This is a genomic window from Candidatus Electronema sp. PJ (assembly GCF_048287395.1).
Classification (GTDB): Bacteria; Desulfobacterota; Desulfobulbia; order Desulfobulbales; family Desulfobulbaceae; genus Electronema.
Genome location: NZ_JBLWEO010000064.1, coordinates 1 through 21,852 on the forward strand (window position 1 = coordinate 1; position 21,852 = coordinate 21,852).

Below are 21,852 nucleotides of genomic sequence, written 5' to 3' on the forward strand. Positions count from 1 at the left end.
GCACCGGCTCCTGCTATGACAACGCTGTCACCGAGTCGTTTTTCGGAACTCTGAAGCGGGAGCTGGTTTATCACTCTTCCTTCAGGGCTAGAGCAGAAGCACAAAGCCGAATCTTTTGGTACATCGAAGGCTTTTACAACCACCAACGGCGGCATTCGGCGATCAGTTATCAGTCGCCGGACAACTACGAGCCGCTCTTCTTCAAAAGGGCTACTTAGGGAATAATACGTGTCCGCTTTTGCGAAGACAGGTCACGCATGAATATCTTTCAAATCAACAAACACAAAAATATCTTATAAAAAACATAATTCTCTTCTTCGGTGTTAATGGTAGTTTGCCAGGTGTCTTTTTGGATGTGCCCTACAAAGGTGAAGTCAATAGTTCACTCTGGACATTGCCTTACGAGATAAGAATGTATGTAATACTTGTGATTGTTTTGGAAATAGTGGCATTTTTAGGTAAAATGGTTAAGTTCATCATTTTTGGGCGTATCTTATTCCTGACAGGAATTTTTTCGATAGGTCTTCATGTATTTAACCATTTTCAAGATGTTCTTCCAAGTCAATTTACTCGCTTGTTTTCCATGTTCTTTGTCGGGGTCGCGTTTTTTGTCTGGAGAGACAAAATATTTTTATCATCGATTAGTAAGGATTCATTCTTCATAGCTTATTGTTTATTGTTACCATATCTTGTTTTTTACGTCGCATATATTCCATCGGGTCAAGTACGCAAATTCAATAAATACGGTGATTATTCTTACGGTATGTATATTTATGCGTTTCCAGTACAGCAATCATTAGCACAAATATTATCTAACATTTCATTCTCAATAATGTTCTCTGTATCATTTTTAATAACGCTGCTTTTCGCGATAGCTTCTTGGCATTTAATAGAAAAAAGGTTTTTAAGAATGAAGGAGGGCTATATCGTCATAGAGAATTTCGTGCAAAATATTTTGGCAAAAAAGCTATAAATGATCTGGAGAGCACGGCAGATTGAGATGAGGAAACGAAAAAAAGCCGCCCGAAGGCGGCCTTTGCACAAAGTCTTGGCAAGAAACGACAGCTCTTCAGCTCAAAGTCCCGCAGCACTTCTTGTACTTCTTGCCTGAACCGCAGGGACAGAGGGCATTGCGGTTGATCTTCTCTGCTTCCCGTTGCACAGGGGCCTGCTGGCCTTCCGCAGCAGAAGCAAGCAGCATGGCCTCCAGTTCGGCCTCGCGCTTGCGCCGTTGTTCCTCCTCCATTCGGGCTACATCCTCCTCCTGAACGATACGGACAAACATCAGGCTGCTAACTGTTTGCGCCTTTACCGCTTCAACCATGCTCATAAACATGTCAAAGCCTTCCTTCTTATACTCGTCGAGCGGATTCTTCTGGCCATAGCCGCGCAGACCAATGCCCTCTTTGAGATGATCCATGTTGAGCAGATGCTCTTTCCACAGGGTGTCCACGGTCTGAAGCAGGAACATCCGCTCCAGATGGCGCATCTGCTCGGCTCCGTTGCGCTCCTCCTGGGATTGGTAGGCCTGGTCTGCCGCAGCCCGCAATTTTTCGCGCAACAGCTCTGGGGGCAGGTCGTCGCGGTTTGTCTCCAACCAGCCAGGTCGAACATTGAACAATTCAGCCACTTTTTCCTCAAAGGGCAGCCAATCCCAATCCTCAGAAGGCTTGCGCTCCTGTGCCACATCATCCACTAGCCCAGCGGCAAGGTCATCCATCATGTCGTTGATGATTTCCTTGATGTCCTCTCGCTCCAATACCTCTCGCCGCTGCTTGTAGATGACCTCGCGCTGCTTGTTCATTACATCGTCATACTCGAGCAGGTGCTTGCGGATGTCAAAGTTGTGACTCTCTACCTTGCGCTGGGCATTCTCAATGGCTTTAGAGATCATCGAATGCTCAATCGGCTCGTCTTCCTCCATGCCCAGCCGGTTCATGATGGAAGTCAGGCGGTCGCCACCAAAGATGCGGAGCAGATCATCCTCTAGCGAAAGATAGAAACGGGATGAACCGGGATCACCTTGGCGACCTGAACGGCCACGCAGCTGATTATCAATCCGGCGAGACTCGTGTCGGCTGGTGCCAAGAATGTGCAGGCCGCCCACTTCGCGCACGCCTTGGCCGAGCTTGATGTCGGTGCCGCGTCCAGCCATATTGGTGGCGATGGTAATCTTGCCAAGCTGGCCTGCTTGGGCAATGATTTCCGCCTCGCGATCGTGTTGCTTGGCATTCAAGACTTCGTGGGCAATGCCCTCCTTTTTCAGCATCTCGGAAATCAGCTCGGAGACATCAATGGAGATGGTCCCGACCAGCACAGGCTGGCCCTTTTCGTGCAGCTCCTTGATCTCTCGGATCACTGCCCGGTATTTGGCCGCTTGATTCTTGTAGATGACATCCGCAAGGTCAATCCTGACCATAGCTCGATTACTGGGGATGACCACAACATCTAAGTTGTAAATCTTCTTGAACTCAGGGGCCTCAGTATCAGCTGTACCCGTCATGCCAGCCAGTTTGTCGTACATGCGGAAGTAATTTTGGAAGGTGATCGAGGCCAGCGTCTGGTTCTCCTTCTCGATCTTCACGTTTTCTTTGGCTTCTAAGGCCTGATGCAGGCCATCAGAATAGCGTCGGCCTTCCATAGTCCGACCGGTAAACTCGTCAACAATGATTACCTCGCCGTTTTTGACGATGTAATCCACATCTTTCTTAAAGAGAACGTGGGCCTTAAGGGCTTGATTGACGTGGTGAAGATAGGTGATGTTGCGCGGATCATAGAGGTTATCTACTTCGAGCATCTTCTCGCCCAGCATCACGCCTTCGTCGGTGAGTAAGACCTGCCGGGCCTTCTCATCTTTGGTGTAATGCTCGTTTTCAGAGAAATGCGCCATGATTGCATCGACTTTTTTGTACAAATCCGTGGACATCTCTGCTGGGCCTGAGATGATCAGCGGTGTGCGGGCCTCGTCAATAAGAATGGAGTCAACCTCATCCACAATGGCAAAATTGAAACCGCGCTGGCAGAAGTCCTCTAAGGAGAACTTCATGTTGTCGCGCAGATAATCAAAGCCAAACTCGTTGTTGGTGCCGTAGGTGACATCAGCAGCGTAGGCCTCACGGCGGGCATGGTCGTCCATACCGTGGAGAATCGCGCCAGTGGTCAAGCCAAGGAAATGATAGAGCTTGCCCATCCACTCCACATCGCGGTGCGCCAGATAGTCGTTGACGGTCACCACATGCACCCCCTTGCCACTCAGGGCATTGAGATAAACAGCCGCCGTGGAGGTCAGGGTTTTTCCCTCGCCAGTCTTCATTTCCGCGATCTTACCCTGATGCAGCACCATACCGCCGATGAGCTGGACATCATAATGCCGCTCACCTAGGACTCGCTTCGCGCCTTCTCGGCAGACGGCAAAGGCTTCGGGCAGCAAACTGTCCAGCGATTCGCCGCCTGCGTAGCGTGCCTTGAACTCGGCGGTTTTGTCCCGCAGCTGGCTGTCGGTGAGCGGCTCTACGGAGGGTTCCAGCTGGTTGATCTGCTCAACGATCTTGCGCAGTGCTTTGATCTCGCGGTCGTTCTTGCTGCCGAATATCTTGGTTAATACTTTGCCTATCATGCTTTTTCTCCGCAGGCGGAACCGCACGGCTCCGGGCTGCCAGGATTAATCGTTAGTCCAGATCAGCGCCTCTTCGTCGCAGTCCGGGAATTTGGGGCACTGAATGCAATCGCTCCATATTTTATGCGGCAATTCGCTTTTTTCAATGGGCACAAAGCCTAATTTTCTGAAAAAGATGCCTTGGTAGGTGAGAGTGAAGACCCGGTTGATCTCGAGGCTCTTGGCTTCGTCCAAACAGGAAGCAACCAGCTCGCGACCAATACCTTGCCGCTGGCTACTCTCTGCCACAGCCAAGGAACGGATTTCCGCCAGGTTGTCCCAGCAGATGTGTAAAGAGCAGACCCCTTGCACGCCGTTGTCATCATAGACAACAAAGTCGCGCAGCTGATCATAGAGCGAGCTAATGGAGCGGCCCAGCAACAGACCCCGGTTGGCAAACTGTTGGAGCAAACTATGGATGGCTTTAATGTCGCCCATTCGGGCTGGGCGGATGGTGACGCTCTTTTGTTGGCCGCTAGGTAGTCCGTTCATGGTCATACGGAGATTTGGCTGAAGAGAGTGGTTAAAAACAAGCTGCTTTGGGAAGCAAAACTTTGCAGAGTACCCCGTTGCGGCCAATTGGTCAAGGATACAGATGATTCTGCCGTGATATCAGAAGAATGCGCAGCTCATTCACTCCGCTGCGGCAGCAGCAGCTGGTTCCTGCGGGGCGATCCGCTTCTTTCGCTCTCCAGGTAGCAGGAGGACTCCCTCTGCTTCTGGCAGTGCTTCTGGCTTAGGTGGGAGATTAACGGCCTCTGTCGGGTGGCTGGCCTCTTTGCTTTTGCCTGGAGGTTGGGCAGGCAGACGGGGTGGATAGAGAAAAGTCTGCCCAGCCCAGATACCAAGCAGAAACATCCAGAGAAAAAGGCAGAGCAAGACTACGCCAATGCCAACTATGCCGCTGAGACTGAGCTGAAAAGAGAAGATCATGCCTGGTTGCTCGCGCTTGTCGTGCTTCTGTTCAGGGGCTAGGTGCTTACGTCGGGACATCAGGAGGCCGGAAAGAAAAAAAGGGGAAGCAGTACCCTTCCCAAAAGAGGACTAGATCTCTGCATGAAATCAACAAAAAAGGGTACAGCAATCCAGTTGAAGCGGAGAGCGAGCCTTTTTCTCCTGTGCGGTATTTGTCACGTGTGCAAATCAGCAAGGGAAGAGTATTACGCATTTGCAAAGGAGTTTGGCTCGGTCAGAAAGGAGTTCTACTCGGCAGAAAAGGAGTTCGGCTTGGCCAAACTTCTTTCCTATTCAGCCGCAAAGGAATTTGGCCGACTCCAACTCCTTCCCAAGTCGACAAAACTCCTCTGCGGCTTGGCCAAACTCCTTTGCTACTCGGCAAGACTCCTCTTCTGCCGAGTAAAACTCCTCTCCAAGTCGGCAGAACTCCTCTTTTGCCGAGCCAAACTTCTTTGTAAACGAGCAAGAAAGGAGTATTAACTAGGATTTATGCAAAAAATACCGCAACAGGAGCAACCTAATTGCTGCTTGCTGCAACATAAAATTCAATTCTTCTTATTGAAAACTTATTGGCTTCTGCAAGAGGTACTACTATAACAAATCTGCCCGCCAGCTCCAAGGTGAAGCCAGCGGGCAGAGTAGAAAATGGCAGGGCCGTCTTTGCTTGCAGTATGCAGCATTAGTCCTGGCTAGGGCCAGGAGCTGCAAGGCCTGCTTTATCCTCTAGTATTCGCCTTTGTCTTCCGCAAATTTGCCTTCTTCAGTCACTGCCTCCATCTCTTCACTGACCTGATAGTAGGTATAATTGAAGATAGTGGCTGCTGCTCTGTAACCATAGCGAATTTTTACTTTCTGCATCTCCAGTTGTTCGAAGTTGAACACTGTTGATAAATTCCGCACCTCCAGCTCCTTCTTCAGATTACCTTTGACAACCTCTTCATTTTGATATCTTTTAATGCTGTTGGCATGGGCTTGAATCGCATAGCGTACTTGCTTTCGTTCCAGCATGATTCCACCAATCTGCCATGCTGGCACACCGATGGCAACAAGGATCAGAACAATAATGATATTGCGAACCATGATTACATCCTCCTGGGCTTAAAACAGTATTAAAAACATCTTGTCTTCTTGTATCATAATATGGAACTGTTAGCTTGGCAAAATAAAAAGTTGTCCGCCCGGCAACAGGCCTGCTTAAGGCTTGACAAAGCAAAGCCAGTTCAGTAGAGAAGGTCATGGTCGGCAAAAAAAATCAACCGCATCGCCCAGGAGAGCCACTGTGCTGTCGTGCAAGTGAACATCGCCAAAAAAATGAAACCGGGTGTAAGCAGGGCTGTGCATCTCTTTGCTGCCCCGCTGATCTGGACAGCGGTCGGTATCATGTTGATGGAACGCGGCTTGGGCTGGATGGGCCTGCATGTGACTCTGCGCCTCCTGCTGATCGCCCTGCTGATCGGCACTGCCAAATCCCTGACCGTGCTGGACAAGTCCGCAAAAAAGACCCTGAGCCGCATCATGGGCTTTGGCGACAACACCTGCATCGGCGCGGTCTATCCGTGGAAGACTTGGCTATTCGTTCTCCTGATGATGGCTTTCGGCCTTGCCCTGCGCATCTTGACTAAACCGGGTCTTTTCCTTGGTGCACTCTATTTTGCCATTGGCTGGGCCTTGTTGCTCTCCAGCCGCCACGGTTGGGCGCAGTGGCTGAACTGGCTGCGCCGCCGCTGATTTTTCCTCTCTTTTCTCATCATGACACAGCACAGGGAGCAGTTCGTCTCCGACTTATATCACCGCTCTGCCGCCGTGGTTGATCTCTCCTGCATCACCCATAATTTGCAGGTAGCGCGGGAAAAAGCTCCTGGCCGGAAGATCATCGCCATGATTAAGGCCAATGCCTACGGCCACGGGCTGGTGCGCATCGGTGCGCATCTAGCCGCAGAAGGTGTGGATTACCTCGGCACCGCCTTTGTTGAAGAAGCCTTGGAGCTGCGCAAGGCAGGTATCACCATTCCGATCATTACTTCCGGGCCATTCTCCAAATTTCAGATTGGCCTGTTCATTGAGAACCAAATTGACTTCACTGTTGCCTCAGTTGATGCGCTCCAGCTCATCAGCGAGTCTGCCGCCTTCTATAAAAAGCGGGTCAATGTCCATCTGAAGATTGACACCGGCATGATGCGGATTGGTATCAGGCATTCCAATGCCCAGCAACTCTTTGCCGCTGCCCTGAAAGCGGAAAAGCAGGTCAAGGTGCTCTCGATCTTCTCCCATTTCGCCAATGCGGACAGCGAAGATCTCAGCTTTGCCCGGCTACAGCTTGAACGCTTCTTAGAGGCAACCCGTTTCTACGAGAAGCACAGCCTAGCCAAGCCGCTGCTACAAATCGCCAATTCCGCTGCTATCCTGCGCCTGCCGGAAAGTCTGCTTGATATGGTCAGGCCAGGGATTATGCTGTACGGTTATCACCCTTCGCGGCATTCTGAGGTCGCAGCGCATCTGCTGCCTGCCTTGTCGTTGCGGGCCAAAGTGATGTATTTCAAGGTAGTACTGCAAGGCAGCTCGGTTGGCTACGGCAGAACATGGACTGCACCTGAAAATTGCCGAGCAGTCACCATTCCAGTGGGCTATGGCGACGGTTATGCGCGGGCACTGTCGAATAAAGGGCAGGTGCTGCTGCGCGGCAAGCGATATCCGCTGGTCGGTACAGTCTGTATGGATCAGATTGTCGTCAATATCGGCGATGGCGAGGCGTACAACGGCGAGGAAGTGGTGCTCATCGGCAAGCAGGGCGAGGACGCAATCACGGCAGATGAAATTGCCACGCAGCTCGGCACAATCAGCTACGAAGTGCTGACAGGTATCAGCCAGCGGGTGCCGAGAATTTACGTCAATGAGCAGCGGACAAGCTGTTTATGAAGCGTTGTTGAGCAACTTGCCTGAATAGAGGGCAATTGAACAGGCATTCATAAGGAGTAAATGGAGGTTTTGGACGTACAAAAACTCCATTTAAACGTGTGAATGCTGCTTCGGAACATCCCAAAGCTCTACTCATACGAGTAAATGCAGCTTTACAACGAGTGAATGGAGGTTTTGGACGTACAAAAACTCCATTTAAACGTGTGAATGCTGCTTCGGAATATTCAAAAGCTATATCCATACGAGTAAATGCAGCATTGTAACGAGTGAACGGAGAATCTAGACGTACAAATCCTCTATTTATACGTCTGGATGTAGCTTTTCAATGAGTGGACAGAGGATTTAGATGTACAAAAGCTCTATTTACTCGTATGAATACTCCTGACAAACGAGTAAATACTGTATTTATATCTCTGAACAGAGAATCTGGACGTACAAAAGCTGTTCAGAAACGCGCGAAAACAGGTTAGCAAGAAGGGAAATCAGCTTGACACACTCCGCAGTTTACTCGCTGTAGATACGTACCAGTTTTCCGTTTCAATCCACGCGCCGATCAGCTCGGCTTAATTCCGGTGGCCTGCCAACCTGGCGTAACTTCTGCTTCACGGCCTCAAGCATCTTGGTAAAAGTCGGACACTGAACCCCTGTCGAACGCTTAGCTAGCGGCGTTCTGCCGCATTTCTTTTGCCTGTTTACATTTAACCCCGCACGTGGTATGAAACTTTGTTGGGTTCTACCACAATCTTCCGGTTAAACTTGGTTTGCAATATTCCCTTTGTTCTACGCAGGTTGGTCACCGATTGATCTGTTTGTATTTTATGGAGTTATCTTATGCGGCTGCATCGTTTCTTCCTTAATGGGCTTATTGCCTCATTGCTGCTTGGTACATCGGTTCACGGCAAAGTTATGCCTGCTGAATTCGATGCTGGACGCAACCGGCTGATCGCCTATATGCTCAGTCATCAGCTCCCTGCGCAGCATTTCAGCCATAAGCCCCTTGACGCGCAGACCTCTAAGGCTGCCTATGACCTCTATCTCAAGCAGCTTGACCCGCGCAAGCAGTTCCTCTTGGCCGATGATGTGAGCCAGCTCAATGTGTTCGCCGATAAAATCGGCGAGGAAATCAGCCAAGGCCGCATTACGTTGCCCGATGCCGGAATGATGTTGCTTAACCGGCGGGCTGGAGAGGTCTATAGTCTGGTTGAGCAGCTCCTGAAAGCAGGATTTGCCCCTGATCGAGTCGATTATCTCCAAACCGACGCGGAAAAGATGACTTATCCGGCCAATGCCGAGGAGCTACGCGACCGCTGGCGGCGTTCTCTTAAGCTGGAGGTCATCGATACGTATCTTGAGGAAATTGAAAAGGAAAACAAGAAGCGGGAAGAGGCGAAAAAGCCCCTGGTCAAGGTTGAAGAGGCCTCAGTTGACCAAAAGCTCTGGGCAGCAGCCATAGAGAAGGTGCGCAAAAAGACCCGCAGTTACTTAGACCGGGTGCAAAAGACTGATCGGCAGGAACATTACAACCGCTATTTCGATGCCATTGCCAAGTCCTTTGACCCGCACACAAGCTATATGGCTCCTGAATCTAAGGAGGATTTTGATATCCACATGAGCGGATCGTTGGAAGGCATCGGTGCGTTGCTCCGGGAGGATGACGGCCATATCAAGGTGGTGAATATCATTCCTGGTAGTCCGGCAGAACAGCAAGGGCAGCTCCAGGCTGAGGATGTCATCATGGCAGTCTCGGAGAAGGATGGCGAGCCGATTGATATTTCCGCAATGAGCATCCGTGAGGCAGTGTCTCATATTCGCGGCCCCAAAGGCACAGAGGTGCGCCTGACCGTTTCCAGGGCTGATGGTACCCGGCTCATAATTCCGATCATCCGCGATGTGGTTCGGCTGGAGGAAACCTATGTCAAGTCTGCCGTGTTAAAAGACAGACAAGGCCGCAAGGTAGGCTTCCTGCGAATTCCTGGCTTTTACCGAGATTTTGAGAACAAAGATGGCAGGAATGTCACCGATGACACCCGCAGCGAGCTGCACAAGCTGAAGAAGGAAGGGATCGTCAGGCTGATTCTTGATTTGCGCGGCAACGGTGGCGGCTCGCTTTCTGATGCAGTGGAGGTGTCTGGTCTCTTCCTGCCTGGCGGCCCAGTGGTGCAGGTCAAAAATTCTGAAGGCAAAATCATCCTATTGGAGGATGAGGACAAGAATGTAGCCTACGACGGCCCCATGCTGGTGCTGGTCAATCAATTTGCTGCATCCGCTTCGGAAATTCTTGCTGCTGCTCTTCAGGACTATGGCCGCGCTCTGGTTGTTGGTGGTGCACACACCCACGGCAAAGGTACGGTGCAGGCTTTGGTCGATATGAACCGCAACCTGCCTCTGCTCCATCTGAAGAAATACGAAAACCTCGGTGCTCTCAAAGTCACAATCCAGAAATTCTACCGCATCAACGGCAGCTCCACCCAGTATAAAGGCGTGGCTCCAGATGTGGTCGTGCCCAGCATGTTGGATTACTTAGAGACTGGTGAGAAGTATTTGGATAACTCGCTGCCCTGGGATCAGGTAGAGCCAGTGCGTTATACTTTCTGGAACGGCCCTCGGCTTGATTCTGCCCAAGCCAAGCAGAAAAGCGAAACCTATCTGGCTGTCAGCGAGAAGTTTAAAAAGATCCAGACCGAGAGTCTGCGGGCCAAGGAGCGCAAGGACAAGAGTTTGGTGCCAGTGTATCTCGCTGGCGTCCTCAAAGACCGCCAAGAGCTGGAGCGGGCCAAGAAAGAGGCCGAGGCCGCCGGAGTCATGGACGAAGAAGAGGACGAGGAGCATCCTGCCGACAAGAAGGAGAAGAAAACCTTGGAGCAGGAGCTGGCGCAGGATCCTTATACCGACCTCGCTCTCATGCTGATGGATGATTCGGCAGCGGTGGCAGAAAATTCAGGCAGCAAAAAATAAGCCAGGGAAGAGTCCTGCTGGTTTGCCAAGGAATTTGGCTTGGTCAGAAAGGAGTTGTAGTCGGTAGCAAAGCAGTTCGGCTTGGCCAAACTGCTTTCTTGCCGAGTTACAGAGGAGTTTTGCCGACTAAAACTCCTTTCCTAGTCGGCCAAACTCCTCTACGGCTCACCAAAACTTCTTTTCAGGTGAGTAAAACTCCTTTCCTGCCGAATACAACTCCTTGCCAAGTCGCTAGAACTCCTCTTTTGCCAAGCCAAACTCCTTTGCCAGCGAGCAAGAAAGGAATAGTAACTCAGGGTTAAGGAGAAAAAACCGCGACAGAAGAACCCGGTTCGCTCGCCGCTGCAACCTAATTGAGTTGATTTCGAGAAGAGGTCGCATCAATTTTTCTGTTGAAATCAGCCCGCGATTATGATAGAGCAAAAGATCATCATGCAGAGCCTAAGCGAAGCCTTGAAGCGCAACGAGGAGAAAATCCTCGCCCTATGGACGGAACGGACGTTGGACACCTACGTTTCTTCCGACTTTTTTAAAAAATCGCAGGATTGTTTCGCCAATCCAGTCGGCGCGAATATCCGCGAGGGGCTGGCGCAACTTTTTCGTTTGATTATTGCCGGAGCAGATTCGCCGGAATTCGCCAAGCCGTTGGACATGATCATCCGTATCCGGGCGGTGCAGCAGTTCACGCCGTCGCAGGCGGTCGCACCGCTGCTGGATTTGAAGGCGGTGGTGCGGCAGATTTTCTCAGCAGACAAAGACTGCCGGAATTTGCTCCTGAAGTTGGTTCAGTTCGAGGCCGAAGTGGATCGGATTATGCTCCTCGCTTTTGATCTGTACATGGAATGCCGGGAGCGGTTGTACAAAGCACGGATTCGAGAGCTGAAAAGCGGCAGCTACATCCTGACTGATTCGGGTTGCGCGTCAGCATTAATCCGGGAAAATCTGCGGGAACTGTCGCCAAAGGGAGGTTGCGTAGCAAACAAAGCATAGCAATATGCTTAAAGATATTTTATCTTTTTTACAAGGGAGTGATTTATGAAGTACACCTTCCCCCTGGCTGCGGTCATCGCTCTTGCGCTGATTGCGTGGATAGGGTCCGCGATCCCTGGTATGCAATACCTTTTTGGTGTTGCCGTGCCCTACGCGGCCCTGCTTCTCTTTGTCGGCGGCTTCTGCTGGCGGGTCCTGTACTGGGCCAAGTCGCCGGTGCCGTTCCGCATCCCCACCACCTGCGGGCAAGGCTATTCTATGCCTTGGGTGAAGCGGGACAAGTTCGAGGCCCCGGTGAGCACCGGCGAAGTGCTGGGCCGGATGTTCATGGAGATCGTCTTTTTCCGCTCCCTCTGGCGCAACACCAAGGCCAGCATCAAGCCTGGCCCGGAGCTGACCTACACTGCCACCCGCTGGCTCTGGCTCTTCGGCATCCTTTTCCATTACAGTATGTTGGTGATTCTGCTCCGGCATTTCCGTCTCTTTGTTGGATCAGAGCTGTTCTTCGTCACGGCACTGGAAGCACTGGACGGCTTCACCCTCAACCCGACCCCGGAGCTGTCGCTCTACGTCACTGACGCGCTGATCCTTGTCGGCCTGCTGGCCCTGCTGGCCCGCCGTTTCCTGATTAAAACGGTGAACTACATCTCCTTGGCCAACGATTACTTCCCGCTCTTCCTCCTAATCGGCATCGCCCTCACCGGCATCCTGATGCGCTACTTCCTCCGCTCCGGCGTGGACATCGTGGCCATCAAGCAGCTCGCCCTTGGCCTGACCACCTTTAAGCCGGTTGTGCCGCCAGACATTGCCTCCATCTTTTACATACACCTCTTCTTGGTCTCCTGCCTGCTGGCCTATTTCCCCTTCTCCAAGCTGATGCACATGGGCGGGGTTTTCCTCAGCCCGACCCGCAATCTGGCCAACGACAGCCGGATGCGGCGGCACATCAACCCGTGGAACCCGGATATCAGGCCGCATTCCTATGCGTCCTATGAGGATGAGTTCCGCGCGGACATGATTGAGCAGGGCATTCCGGTTGAAAAAGAACTGCCGCAAGGCTGACGAATAACAGGTGGACAAGGGACTATCACAATGGCCGTTATAAAAAAAGATGAGCTGGCGCGGAGCGTGGTCGAAGACCCGACCCTGATGACCGGCTCCATGCCGGACAAAGACTGGACGGAAATCCCGGCGGTGTTCAAGCCGGGCAACTACGCCTACACGACCAAGCCGGAAAAGCTGGAGTATCTCAACAGCCAGCAGGGCGTGAGCTTTCCCAACGCCCGCGCTTGGAACCCGGAGGACGAAGACTGGAAGCTGCCGCCGAATTGGAAGGAAATCATCATCAAGGGGCTGGCAGATCGCTTAGACCGCTTCCGCTCCCTGAAGATATTCATGGATTGCTGCGTCCGCTGCGGTGCCTGCGCGGACAAATGTCATTTCTTCCTTGGCACTGGCGATCCAAAGAACATGCCGGTGCTGCGGGCCGAGCTGCTGCGCTCGGTCTATCGGCAAGAGTTCACCTTAGCGGGCAAGCTGCTCGGCAAGATGGCGGGCGGGCGCGAGATGACTGTCGGTGTGCTGAAAGAATGGTTCATGTACGCCTACCAATGCACCGAGTGCCGCCGCTGCTCAGTCTTCTGTCCGTATGGCATTGACACCGCCGAGATCACCATGATGCTGCGCGAACTGCTGCATTTAGTCGGCTGCGGTATCAACTGGGCGATGGAGCCGGTTTCCAACTCCAACCGCACTGGCAACCACATGGGCCTGACTCCGCAGGCCTTCAAGGGCAATGTTGAGTTTCTCTGTGATGACATCGAGAACCTAACCGGCGTGCGGGTCAATCCGACCTTCAACCGCAAGGGCGCGGAGGTGCTGTTCATCACCCCGTCTGCGGACGTGTTTGCCGAGCCAGGCATCTTCACCTGCATGGGCTACATGCTCTTGTTTGAGGCTATCGGCTTGGACTATACGTGGTCAACCTACGCATCGGAAGGCGGCAATTTCGGCCTCTTCACCTCCAACGAGATGATGAAGAAGCTGAACGCCAAGATGTACGCCGAGGCCAAACGTCTGGGCGTGAAGTGGATACTCGGCGGCGAGTGCGGCCACATGTGGCGCGTCATTCATCAGTACATGGACACCATGAATGGCCCGACGGATTTCCTTGAAGTGCCGAAATCGCCAGCCACCGGCACGATCTTTGAGAACGCGGCTTCAACCAAGATGGTGCATATCAGCGAGTTCACCGCCGACCTGATCAAGCACGGCAAGATCAAGCTCGACAAGAGCCGCAACGCGCACGCCAAAGCCACCTTCCATGATTCCTGCAACCCGGCGCGGGCAATGGGAATGCTGGAGGAGCCGCGCTACATCCTCAACAACGTGCTGGAGCAGTGGTACGAGATGCCGGAGAACACCATCCGCGAGAAGACCTTCTGCTGCGGCTCCGGCACGGCCTTGAACACGGAAGAGATCATGGAGCTGCGGATGCGGGCCGGTCTGCCGCGCGCCAACGCGGTCAAGCATGTCTATGACAAGCACGGCATCAACACGCTGGCCTGCGTCTGCGCGATTGACCGCGCCACCCTCAGCACCCTGATGAGCTACTGGGTGCCGGAGGTGCAGGTGGCAGGCGTGAGCGAGCTGGTGGGCAACGCCTTGGTGATTGAAGGCGAAAACAGACAGGAACTTACTGAGGGTCTGCGGACTCTGCTGTAACGTCAGAAACGGAGGATATTTCAATGTACGACAGCGGCAAAATAATACCCGGACTGGCGGTCTTCGTTCTTCTGATCACCTTCCCCATCTGGTACAACAACCTTGTTGGCAATGTCGGCGCGGCTCCGATCAATTATCCGAACCCGTCTCAAGAGTTCGATGCCAATTTTCCGAACAGCCGAAAACATCCCCCTGCGGATGAAATGCGGGCCACGCATATGAATCTGCTGCAAGAGTTCCACGCTGCGGCCAAAGGCTACGATGCGGCTAAGGACGGGCAAAAGCCGACCATGAGCTGCTTAGGTTGCCACGGCACAAAAGAGCAGTTCTGCGATAGCTGCCATGCCTACGCCTCAGTGAAAACGCCTGATTGCTGGACCTGCCACACCAATCCTAATCCCTAAGCCGCGAAACTCCCGATTTCCGGCCAGCCCCTTGATCAAAACCGGTCAAGGGGCTTTTTTTATTTCTCGTTTTATGTTAAAGTATTCTCCCTTTGCTTATCAATTAAAATGATCGGTTCCATTTAGCAAAGGTGTCCCATGAGCGGCAGCACGGCGCAGTCCAAGCGCATTCTTGTTCTCTATTATTCCTTCAGCTCCCAGACGAAAAATCTCGTCCAATCAATGCTGGAGGGCATGGCCGAATACGAGGCAGAGGTGATTTGCGAGCGGCTTGTCCCAACCATCCCGCAGCACTTTCCCATCGGCACCATTCTTAAGACGTTCAAGAAGATGATCGTCACCTTTTTCCGGCAACGCATTCCCATTCAGCCCTTGCCGGAATACTGCTTTGAGCGGTATGACCTGATTATTCTCGCTGGCCCGACCTGGTCGTACAACCCCAGTGGCCCGGTACTCTCGTTGCTTGATCGCGACGGTGAGCGGCTCTTTGCCCAGCAAACTGTGCTTCCGGTCATCTCCTGCCGAGGCTTCTGGCGGATGCACTGGTGGGGGATCAAATCGCTGCTGAAAAGGGCAGGGGCTATTGTGCCGAACGGAATTATCTTCACTCATACCAGTAAAGAGCCGTGGCGGACCATCGGCGTGTTCCTCAAACTGGCCGGAGAAACCCCGGAGCGGATGTCGTGGATGCAGGATCATTATCCAAAATACGGCCACACCCGGCAGCAGATCGACGAGGCCCGCCGTTTCGGCGAGATGATCGCCAGAGCAGTAACGCAGGAGGAAGAGCTGGAGCGGCTGGTGTTCAACACCAACCTGGCGATTTATAAGGAGTAACAGAGGTTGGCTGCAATCGTTTAACAGCTCATAAAAGTGTTCACATTAGGTAGTTTGTCTCTTCCTTAAAGGCTTATCAAAAAAAACACCTCTGCCGCCCGCCCGACAATTCAGCTTGTTTTTCGACGACGGACATGATATTTTTCAGTTTTCTGATCCTGAATACTGATGCGATCAGGAGCTGTCCGCCGGAAAGCCTGCGTTTTCTGTCTGAAGACCGCTCACTTGCAGAGGCCAGGCGCGTTGCCTGATCAGGAGTCCACCCAACCAGCACAGAAGGCATAGGACACACACGCGGCATGACTGAAGCAAGGCCCGATAACGGCGAGAACTCCGCATTGTCCGGGAAAGACTTTTTTTTCAAAGCAGGCGCGGGCGGCAGTTTGGCCTCCTACGAGAAAAGTTCCCCCATCTACTCTCTTCTCAGCGGGCAGCGGGTCGGGCAGATTCCCATCGACGAACACAAGGAGATCGACCGGGAGGAGTGTGCTGCCCATCAGAAGATCTTTTCCAACCTCCAGATGCTGCTTCTGCTGCTGGTCTTTGTTTGCACCCGCCTGCCCTGTGTGCATATTCTCCAAACACCAGTGCTGAACAGTGCGCTGGTTCTTTTTGCCCTCTTTGCCTGCATAGTGCGCTACGGCCTACGGCAATATCACCGTACGACCTGGCATCTGACCCTAAACAGCTGGGTAATGTTGTTCTTTACTGCAGTTGTTGTCTGGCAGACAGGCTTCCTTTCCAGTCCCTTCCTGTCGCTCTTCTTTCTCTGCATTCTGCTAACCGGCACGGCTCTGGGCACGAAAGCCGCTCTTCAGCAGGCCGGGGCAGTCACCATCTGCTGGCTGCTGCTCGCTGCCGCTGATCGCAAAGCCTTCTCCGGCAGCCTCTCTGCCCTCAAGATAGATGCGGAGTACCTGGCTGGACCGTTGATCCGGCTCTCCTTGATCTGGTTATTAGCCTGGGCCGTCTCTCTGCTCTCAGAAGAGGCTGAAGTGACCAAGGAGAAAATCCGCCAGCTCTCGCGCACTGATCAGCTCACCGGTCTGTGGAACATGAAGATGCTCCTCATCTTCATGCAGCGCGAGTACCAGCGCATCCTGATCCGCTCAGGCAAATTTTCGGTACTGATGATCGACGCAGACAGCCTAAAGGCAGTGAATGATGCCTTTGGCCACCATGCAGGCACCATGCTGATTGTCTTTATCTCTGAGACCATGCGCACCGAGCTGCGGGAAGAAGACATGCTGGCTCGCTTTGGCGGCGACGAGTTTGTCGCTTTTTTGCCAGAGACCAGCTGCAAAGATGCCTGGAAAGTAGCGGAACGCCTCCGCCGCCGGATTGAAGATGCGCCGCTGATGTATGAAGGCCATTCTGTCCGCATCACAGTCAGCTGCGGTATAGCCTGTTTCCCAGATCATGGCGAGGATCTGACCGAGATCATGAAAATGGCCGACCGCGCCCTTTACCGGAGCAAAGACCTCGGCAAGAATCGCTGCACTATCTATGGGTTGGAAGATGAGGAAGTGCAGGATCCTCCGCCTGCGTAAAGGTCTAATCAATTACCTCACTCTTTTTGTTCCTCACTGAAAATTCATCAACCGCTCATCAAACTTTGCTTTTTCCTTCTTAGACTGGTGGTGCTGCAATCGGGCAGCACCTGACTGGGACACGTTCCGGTCGACCTACAGCAAACTGGGAATTTCCGTCTTCGCCGGAGCCTGTATCGGCGTATTTGGTGCAACAGCACCGGCGATGGCGGCCTACAACGTTTATTACGGCCATCTGCACAACCACTCCAACGTCTCGGACGGCACGGGTACGCCTGCTCAGGCTTATGCCTATGCGCGGGACACCGCCGGGTTGGACTTCTTCAGCTTGGCTGACCATGACTCAGGCATCAGCTCCACTGAATGGACGACGATCAAGAGCACGGCAGACACCTACAACAGCGACGGCAGCTTTGTCGCCCTGTGGGGCTTTGAGTGGTCATCCGGCGGCAACTACGGCCATGTGACCGTGATCGGCACTGATGACTATTGCACATCTGGCAGCACAGCCACCGACACTTTCCCGGAGCTGGTGACGTGGCTCAACGCCCGCAGCGGCGTGCCCTTCTTCAACCATCCGGGCCGCGAGGATGATCTGAGCCGCGAGTTCAGCCACTTCGCCACCACGCCGTCTGATAAGTTCGTGGGCATGGAGCTGTTCAACAAGGCCGACGACTTCGACACCTACTATTACAACGACGGCTATTACACCAACGACGGCAGCAAGAGCTTCTTTGACGAGGCACTTGCACGCGGCTGGGACATCGGCGCAGCAGGCGGCGACGACAACCACACCGCCACGTGGGGCACAGCCACCGACTACCGTCTGGCCGTGCTGGCCACAGCCAAGACCCGCACCGCGATCATGGAGGCAATGCAGGCCCGCCGGATGTTCTCCACGCTCGACAAGAACCTGACGCTCTCCTTCACCCTGAGCAGCGCGGAGATGGGTTCAGTGCTTGATCCCGGCACCCACGCCCTGCGCATTGAGGCCAATGACGGCAACAACGAGGTCTTCTCCACCGTCCAGCTGATCAAGAACGGCGCGGTTGCTCAGACGTGGAATCCCAATCAGGCCCATCCGATCATCACCGGCAGCGTGACCGCAGCCGCAGGCGACTACTATTATGTGAAAGTCACCCAGCAGGACGGCGGCGAGGCCATCTCCTCGCCGATCACCATGACCGGCACAGCAGGCGGCGGCAGCTCCACAGTTTCCGCACGGGTGGCAACAGGCAGCGACGATGCCGAGCAGCGGCAAACCGGCGGCGTGGTGACGCTGAACAGCTCTGATCTGGAGCTGGTCTATGACTCCTCCACCACCGGCAATCAGTACGTGGGGATGCGCTTTGCCAACCTCGGCATTCCACAGGGTGCGACCATCACCAACGCCTACGTTCAGTTCACCGTGGATGAGACCAACTCCGGCACGACCAGCCTGACCATCAAAGGCCAAGCAGCGGACAATGCGGCCACCTTCACCACGGCCTCTAACAACGTCAGCAGCCGCGCAACCACCACTGCTTCTGTAGCTTGGGCACCAGTGGCTTGGAGCACCGTCGGCCAGGCAGGTGCAGGTCAGCAGACCCCTGACCTGAAGGACATCGTGCAGGAGATCGTCAACCGCACTGGCTGGTCAGCCAACAACGGCATGGCGATCATCATCACCGGCACCGGCGAGCGCACCGCCGAGGCCTATGAAGGCTCGGTCAGCCAGGCGGCGCAGCTAGTTGTGACCTACGAGTAAGAGCAGCTGGAGCAGCAGCGCGGTCATGCCGTCCGGCATGAAAAAGAAGGCTGGGGAGCAATCCCCAGCCCTCTTTTTTTACGTGCCCGCTTGTGATGAACGACAAGCCCTTGTCAGTCTCTGCCGGACCGCTCTATGTGAATCTCGTTGTTGCAGCCAGAGGAGAAATTGCCGCCAAAAGTATTCGCTCCGGCAAGCATCTTGCTGATGTCGTCAGCAACAACGATGTCCTTCGGAAGCTGGAGTCTTATCTCTTGCAGGTAGCCTTTCTGTCCCTTTGGGCATACCAGCAGCATCCTGTCGGCAACATCCTTGCCCATAGTCTGCTCAATGTGCTTTCGATAGGCATCGACAGAGATCATCTCGCCGATATTGTCCTTCAGGTACTTGCCGATCTCGGACGTGTCCACCCGCTGCAAGATGTCTACAGCCAGCTTAAAGTAGGCATCATCATCGCGCTCCTGGCAGGTGCCGTGCTTTTTCCATTCGTATTCGGCAAACTTGCATACAGGGTCTGCGAAATAGCAGTTCGGCATCCACGGAGCCAGCATCGTAAGCGTGTCCTCTTCCAATTCTAAAGGAGCACTGCCGCAGTTGCCATATCTGGTGCCGCACTCCTTCTTATTGGGCCACAGGCCATGCAGGGTCAGATGGGCTACAGACAACTTGCCTTGCTCCAAAGCGCTGCATTCGGGCTTGTCGTTGTGAGGCGGATGCTCGCAGAAACCCGGCTGCCATGTCATGGCCATGACATAGCTGTCGTGTTGATTTGGCGTGGAGCATTTTTTCTTCTTGCTGCCGCCATTGGCAGTTGTGTCAGTAACACTATCATCCTTGACTTCAGACTTGATATTAGCTGTGCCGCATTCCTTCGACACCCAGCGCAGATTGGGAACCGCACCTTCCATGTCAACCCGGATCCAGTTCCAGTCTCCTGCCTTGTTGATCTCTTCCGCCTCATACGTGACTCCCGGCTTCACTTTTACTTTGCCAGGGTTGGTGCCTTTGTTGAACGACTGATACGCATCGCACTCGCTGACTGCCGTGAACGTGCCTTCCACATTCTCAGCGAATGCGGAACCGGCGCAGCAGGAGAACGCTGCGACTGCCAAGAAAACTTTCTTCATGTTTTTCTCCTCCAGAGGAGACATGTTGCGGAGAGCTGACCTCATCCTAAAAACACCAAGTTCTCAGGACGCTGCTTCAGCTTGATTTTGCCGTTGCCGTCAACGGAAAGCAGATTGTCGAAATGCGTGAAGTGAAGAATGCTGAGGATCAGCACCTGCTCAGGCTGCTCGCGCAGAGAGGCGATGAACGCATGAGGATCATAGGAGCCGTTCTCTTTGAGATGCGCGGTGATTCTTCGGAACAGCTTCGGCAGGATGACATGCTCTTCGGTGATGTCTGCCAGACCATTCACCTGGAAATACGCATTGGTGGTGTCTCCGCTCCATATCCCGGCCTGCGCTGCCCTTGCCTGCGCCGCAGCCTCCGCGAACAGCTCGCGGATATCATAAAACATGCCGTCATAGAAGGTCGGATAGGCGAAACCGCCGGACAGCAGCTGGTAATTGACTGATTTCGCCGCCAGCTCCCGGTCAAGAAAGATTTCCTGTCCGTCCGCAAACGCATCTTCTCCGGCAAAGACAAAAGACACCGGCCTGCCGTATTTCTCCGCCATGCGGGTGGCGATGCAGCCCCTTGTGCCCTCCTGAGCGGACATGACCTTTGACCGGTCAGCATTCCAGACAGCATCTTTTATGCCCAGAAGCTGAAAAAGCTGGTCCGCCGCCGCATCAGCCAGCTCTCTTGGCTGATGCTCATCCATGAAATGAGTTTCCAGCGTGTCAATGGCCTCAATGCGCAGCTGCGCGTGGCCTCTGGCATTCAGCCTCACTCTGCCGAAAACCTTGCCCCAGTGTCCGTCATCGTCAGCTTTGAACCTGACCGAATCGCCATCCGCCGAATAACCGGCGACATGAAACGTGCCCTTGATCACTCTGAACGACATGGCAGCCTCCTTTTTTGGTTTTGGTGTTGGCCCGCAACGACAGTTGACCGCTTATATCATCAGAGTTTTGACTTCTTGTCAAGCTGTTTGTCCTCTCGTGAGGATTTGCTTCCGCTTTCTTCTGCCGGTTCTTTTTCAAGCACATCTCACACCTGACCATAACGCAATCGTAACAGACGCAGGGTATCCTCTCCTCTGGACGGAACCAAGAAAAACTCCGCAGAACAATGAGAGGTGCGCCCATGTTCACCGTTGAGCAAGTGCTGTCCGACCACTATCCGGCTGTGCAGAACAGCCCCTTCCTCGGCCCGCCCGGCGGTGCGGCCTGTGCTCCGCCGTCTGCTGCGCGAGGACGACTTCACCGCCTTTGCCGCCCGGTATCCCCACGTCAAAGGCATGGATTTCGTCGAGCAGGCCTTGGAGCATTTCTCCTTCAGCTACACGGTCTCGCAGCGCGAGCGTGAGAACATCCCGCCCTGCGGCAGGGTGGTGATCATCGCCAACCATCCCATCGGCTCGCTCGACGGCCTCGCGCTGCTCAAGCTGATTCACGAGGTGCGCTCCGATGTCCGCATTGTCGCCAACAGCCTGCTTTCGCAGATCAGGCCGCTGGGGCCGTGCCTGCTGCCGGTCAACAACATGGGCGGCACGTCGTCCACCAAGGAGCAGCTTGGCCTGATCAGCGCGGCCCTGCTGAATAAGGAGGCGGTGATTGTCTTCCCGGCGGGCGAGGTCTCGCGCTTCAGCCTGAGCGGCATCAAGGACGGCAAGTGGCGCAAGGGCTTCCTCAAGATCGCCGAGAAGGCCAAGGCCCCGATCCTGCCTGTTCATGTCAACGGCAGGAACTCGGTCAGCTTCTACGCCGCCTCGGCCCTGTGGAAGCCGCTCTCCACCGCCATGCTGGTGCAGGAGATGTTCTGCCAGCAGAAGCGGCGGCTCAAGTTCACTGTCGGCGAGATCATCCCCTATAGCCGCAGCGATATAAAATGATCAAGCAATCATTTTCATCCTATGAGTTGAATCTTATGGCCTATTCAGTAGATTTTCGCCGGAAAGTATTGGAAATCAAAGAACGTGAAGGTTTGAGTTTTGAGGAGGCGGCAGTA

At 53.7% G+C, this 21,852-nt stretch carries 20 protein-coding genes; 14 read left to right on the plus strand and 6 right to left on the minus strand.

Features of this window, described 5'->3' with window-relative positions:
• Positions 1–218 (plus strand): IS3 family transposase (locus tag ACNKIB_RS10400; protein ID WP_417910485.1); only part of this gene is annotated, 218 nt, incomplete at its 5' end.
• 194 nt (positions 219–412) lie between these two features.
• Positions 413–973: a hypothetical protein gene (locus ACNKIB_RS10405; RefSeq protein ID WP_417910486.1), complete on the plus strand. Its 561-nt coding sequence runs from the start codon at positions 413–415 to the stop codon at positions 971–973.
• Positions 974–1,069: 96 nt separating this feature from the next.
• On the opposite strand, the gene secA is transcribed toward ACNKIB_RS10405, so the two are convergent.
• The 3 genes from secA to ACNKIB_RS10420 form a co-directional block, all read right to left on the minus strand.
• Positions 1,070–3,616: a preprotein translocase subunit SecA gene (gene secA, locus ACNKIB_RS10410; protein ID WP_417910487.1), complete on the minus strand. Its 2,547-nt coding sequence runs from the start codon at positions 3,614–3,616 to the stop codon at positions 1,070–1,072.
• Positions 3,617–3,661: 45 nt separating this feature from the next.
• Positions 3,662–4,153 carry an N-acetyltransferase gene (locus tag ACNKIB_RS10415; RefSeq protein WP_417910488.1) on the minus strand — a complete coding sequence of 164 codons (492 nt, stop codon included), beginning with the start codon at positions 4,151–4,153 and terminating at the stop codon, positions 3,662–3,664.
• Between the two features lie 135 nt (positions 4,154–4,288).
• Positions 4,289–4,648 carry a hypothetical protein gene (locus tag ACNKIB_RS10420; protein WP_417910489.1) on the minus strand — a complete coding sequence of 120 codons (360 nt, stop codon included), beginning with the start codon at positions 4,646–4,648 and terminating at the stop codon, positions 4,289–4,291.
• A 63-nt stretch (positions 4,649–4,711) separates the two neighbouring features.
• On the opposite strand from ACNKIB_RS10420, the gene ACNKIB_RS10425 reads away from it, so the two are divergent.
• On the plus strand, positions 4,712–5,092 hold the full coding sequence (locus tag ACNKIB_RS10425) for a hypothetical protein (RefSeq protein WP_417910490.1): 381 nt from the start codon (positions 4,712–4,714) through the stop codon (positions 5,090–5,092).
• 243 nt (positions 5,093–5,335) lie between these two features.
• Here the strand turns inward: ACNKIB_RS10425 and ACNKIB_RS10430 are convergent, their stop codons facing one another.
• On the minus strand, positions 5,336–5,692 hold the full coding sequence (locus tag ACNKIB_RS10430; protein ID WP_417910491.1) for a hypothetical protein: 357 nt from the start codon (positions 5,690–5,692) through the stop codon (positions 5,336–5,338).
• A gap of 207 nt (positions 5,693–5,899) precedes the next feature.
• On the opposite strand from ACNKIB_RS10430, the gene ACNKIB_RS10435 reads away from it, so the two are divergent.
• From ACNKIB_RS10435 to ACNKIB_RS10480, 10 genes are all read left to right on the plus strand, one after another.
• Positions 5,900–6,340: a hypothetical protein gene (locus ACNKIB_RS10435; protein ID WP_417910492.1), complete on the plus strand. Its 441-nt coding sequence runs from the start codon at positions 5,900–5,902 to the stop codon at positions 6,338–6,340.
• A 21-nt stretch (positions 6,341–6,361) separates the two neighbouring features.
• The gene (alr, locus tag ACNKIB_RS10440; protein ID WP_417910493.1) at positions 6,362–7,528 is read left to right on the plus strand and encodes an alanine racemase; all 1,167 of its coding nucleotides are present in this window, start codon (positions 6,362–6,364) and stop codon (positions 7,526–7,528) included.
• A gap of 831 nt (positions 7,529–8,359) precedes the next feature.
• Positions 8,360–10,483: a carboxy terminal-processing peptidase gene (locus ACNKIB_RS10445; RefSeq protein ID WP_417910494.1), complete on the plus strand. Its 2,124-nt coding sequence runs from the start codon at positions 8,360–8,362 to the stop codon at positions 10,481–10,483.
• 411 nt (positions 10,484–10,894) lie between these two features.
• Complete coding sequence (locus tag ACNKIB_RS10450) at positions 10,895–11,473, plus strand: RsbRD N-terminal domain-containing protein (protein ID WP_417910495.1); 579 nt, start codon at positions 10,895–10,897, stop codon at positions 11,471–11,473.
• Between the two features lie 45 nt (positions 11,474–11,518).
• On the plus strand, positions 11,519–12,535 hold the full coding sequence (gene dsrM, locus ACNKIB_RS10455) for a sulfate reduction electron transfer complex DsrMKJOP subunit DsrM (RefSeq protein ID WP_417910496.1): 1,017 nt from the start codon (positions 11,519–11,521) through the stop codon (positions 12,533–12,535).
• Positions 12,536–12,622: 87 nt separating this feature from the next.
• Positions 12,623–14,197, plus strand: coding sequence for a sulfate reduction electron transfer complex DsrMKJOP subunit DsrK (dsrK, locus tag ACNKIB_RS10460; protein ID WP_417910504.1), 1,575 nt, complete (start codon positions 12,623–12,625; stop codon positions 14,195–14,197).
• Positions 14,198–14,220: 23 nt separating this feature from the next.
• A complete protein-coding gene (locus ACNKIB_RS10465; RefSeq protein WP_417910497.1) occupies positions 14,221–14,601 on the plus strand; it encodes a cytochrome C in 381 nt (126 codons plus the stop codon).
• 138 nt (positions 14,602–14,739) lie between these two features.
• Positions 14,740–15,438, plus strand: coding sequence for a hypothetical protein (locus ACNKIB_RS10470; protein WP_417910498.1), 699 nt, complete (start codon positions 14,740–14,742; stop codon positions 15,436–15,438).
• Positions 15,439–15,737: 299 nt separating this feature from the next.
• Positions 15,738–16,988 (plus strand): GGDEF domain-containing protein, encoded by a 1,251-nt coding sequence (locus ACNKIB_RS10475; protein ID WP_417910499.1) that lies wholly within the window; start codon positions 15,738–15,740, stop codon positions 16,986–16,988.
• Positions 16,989–17,193: 205 nt separating this feature from the next.
• The gene (locus ACNKIB_RS10480) at positions 17,194–18,735 is read left to right on the plus strand and encodes a CehA/McbA family metallohydrolase (RefSeq protein WP_417910500.1); all 1,542 of its coding nucleotides are present in this window, start codon (positions 17,194–17,196) and stop codon (positions 18,733–18,735) included.
• A gap of 113 nt (positions 18,736–18,848) precedes the next feature.
• On the opposite strand, the gene ACNKIB_RS10485 is transcribed toward ACNKIB_RS10480, so the two are convergent.
• A complete protein-coding gene (locus ACNKIB_RS10485) occupies positions 18,849–19,862 on the minus strand; it encodes a ribonuclease T2 family protein (protein ID WP_417910501.1) in 1,014 nt (337 codons plus the stop codon).
• 41 nt (positions 19,863–19,903) lie between these two features.
• Positions 19,904–20,746: a nuclease gene (locus ACNKIB_RS10490; protein WP_417910502.1), complete on the minus strand. Its 843-nt coding sequence runs from the start codon at positions 20,744–20,746 to the stop codon at positions 19,904–19,906.
• Between the two features lie 234 nt (positions 20,747–20,980).
• On the opposite strand from ACNKIB_RS10490, the gene ACNKIB_RS10495 reads away from it, so the two are divergent.
• Positions 20,981–21,736, plus strand: coding sequence for a 1-acyl-sn-glycerol-3-phosphate acyltransferase (locus tag ACNKIB_RS10495; RefSeq protein ID WP_417910503.1), 756 nt, complete (start codon positions 20,981–20,983; stop codon positions 21,734–21,736).
• Positions 21,737–21,852: the final 116 nt, after the last annotated feature.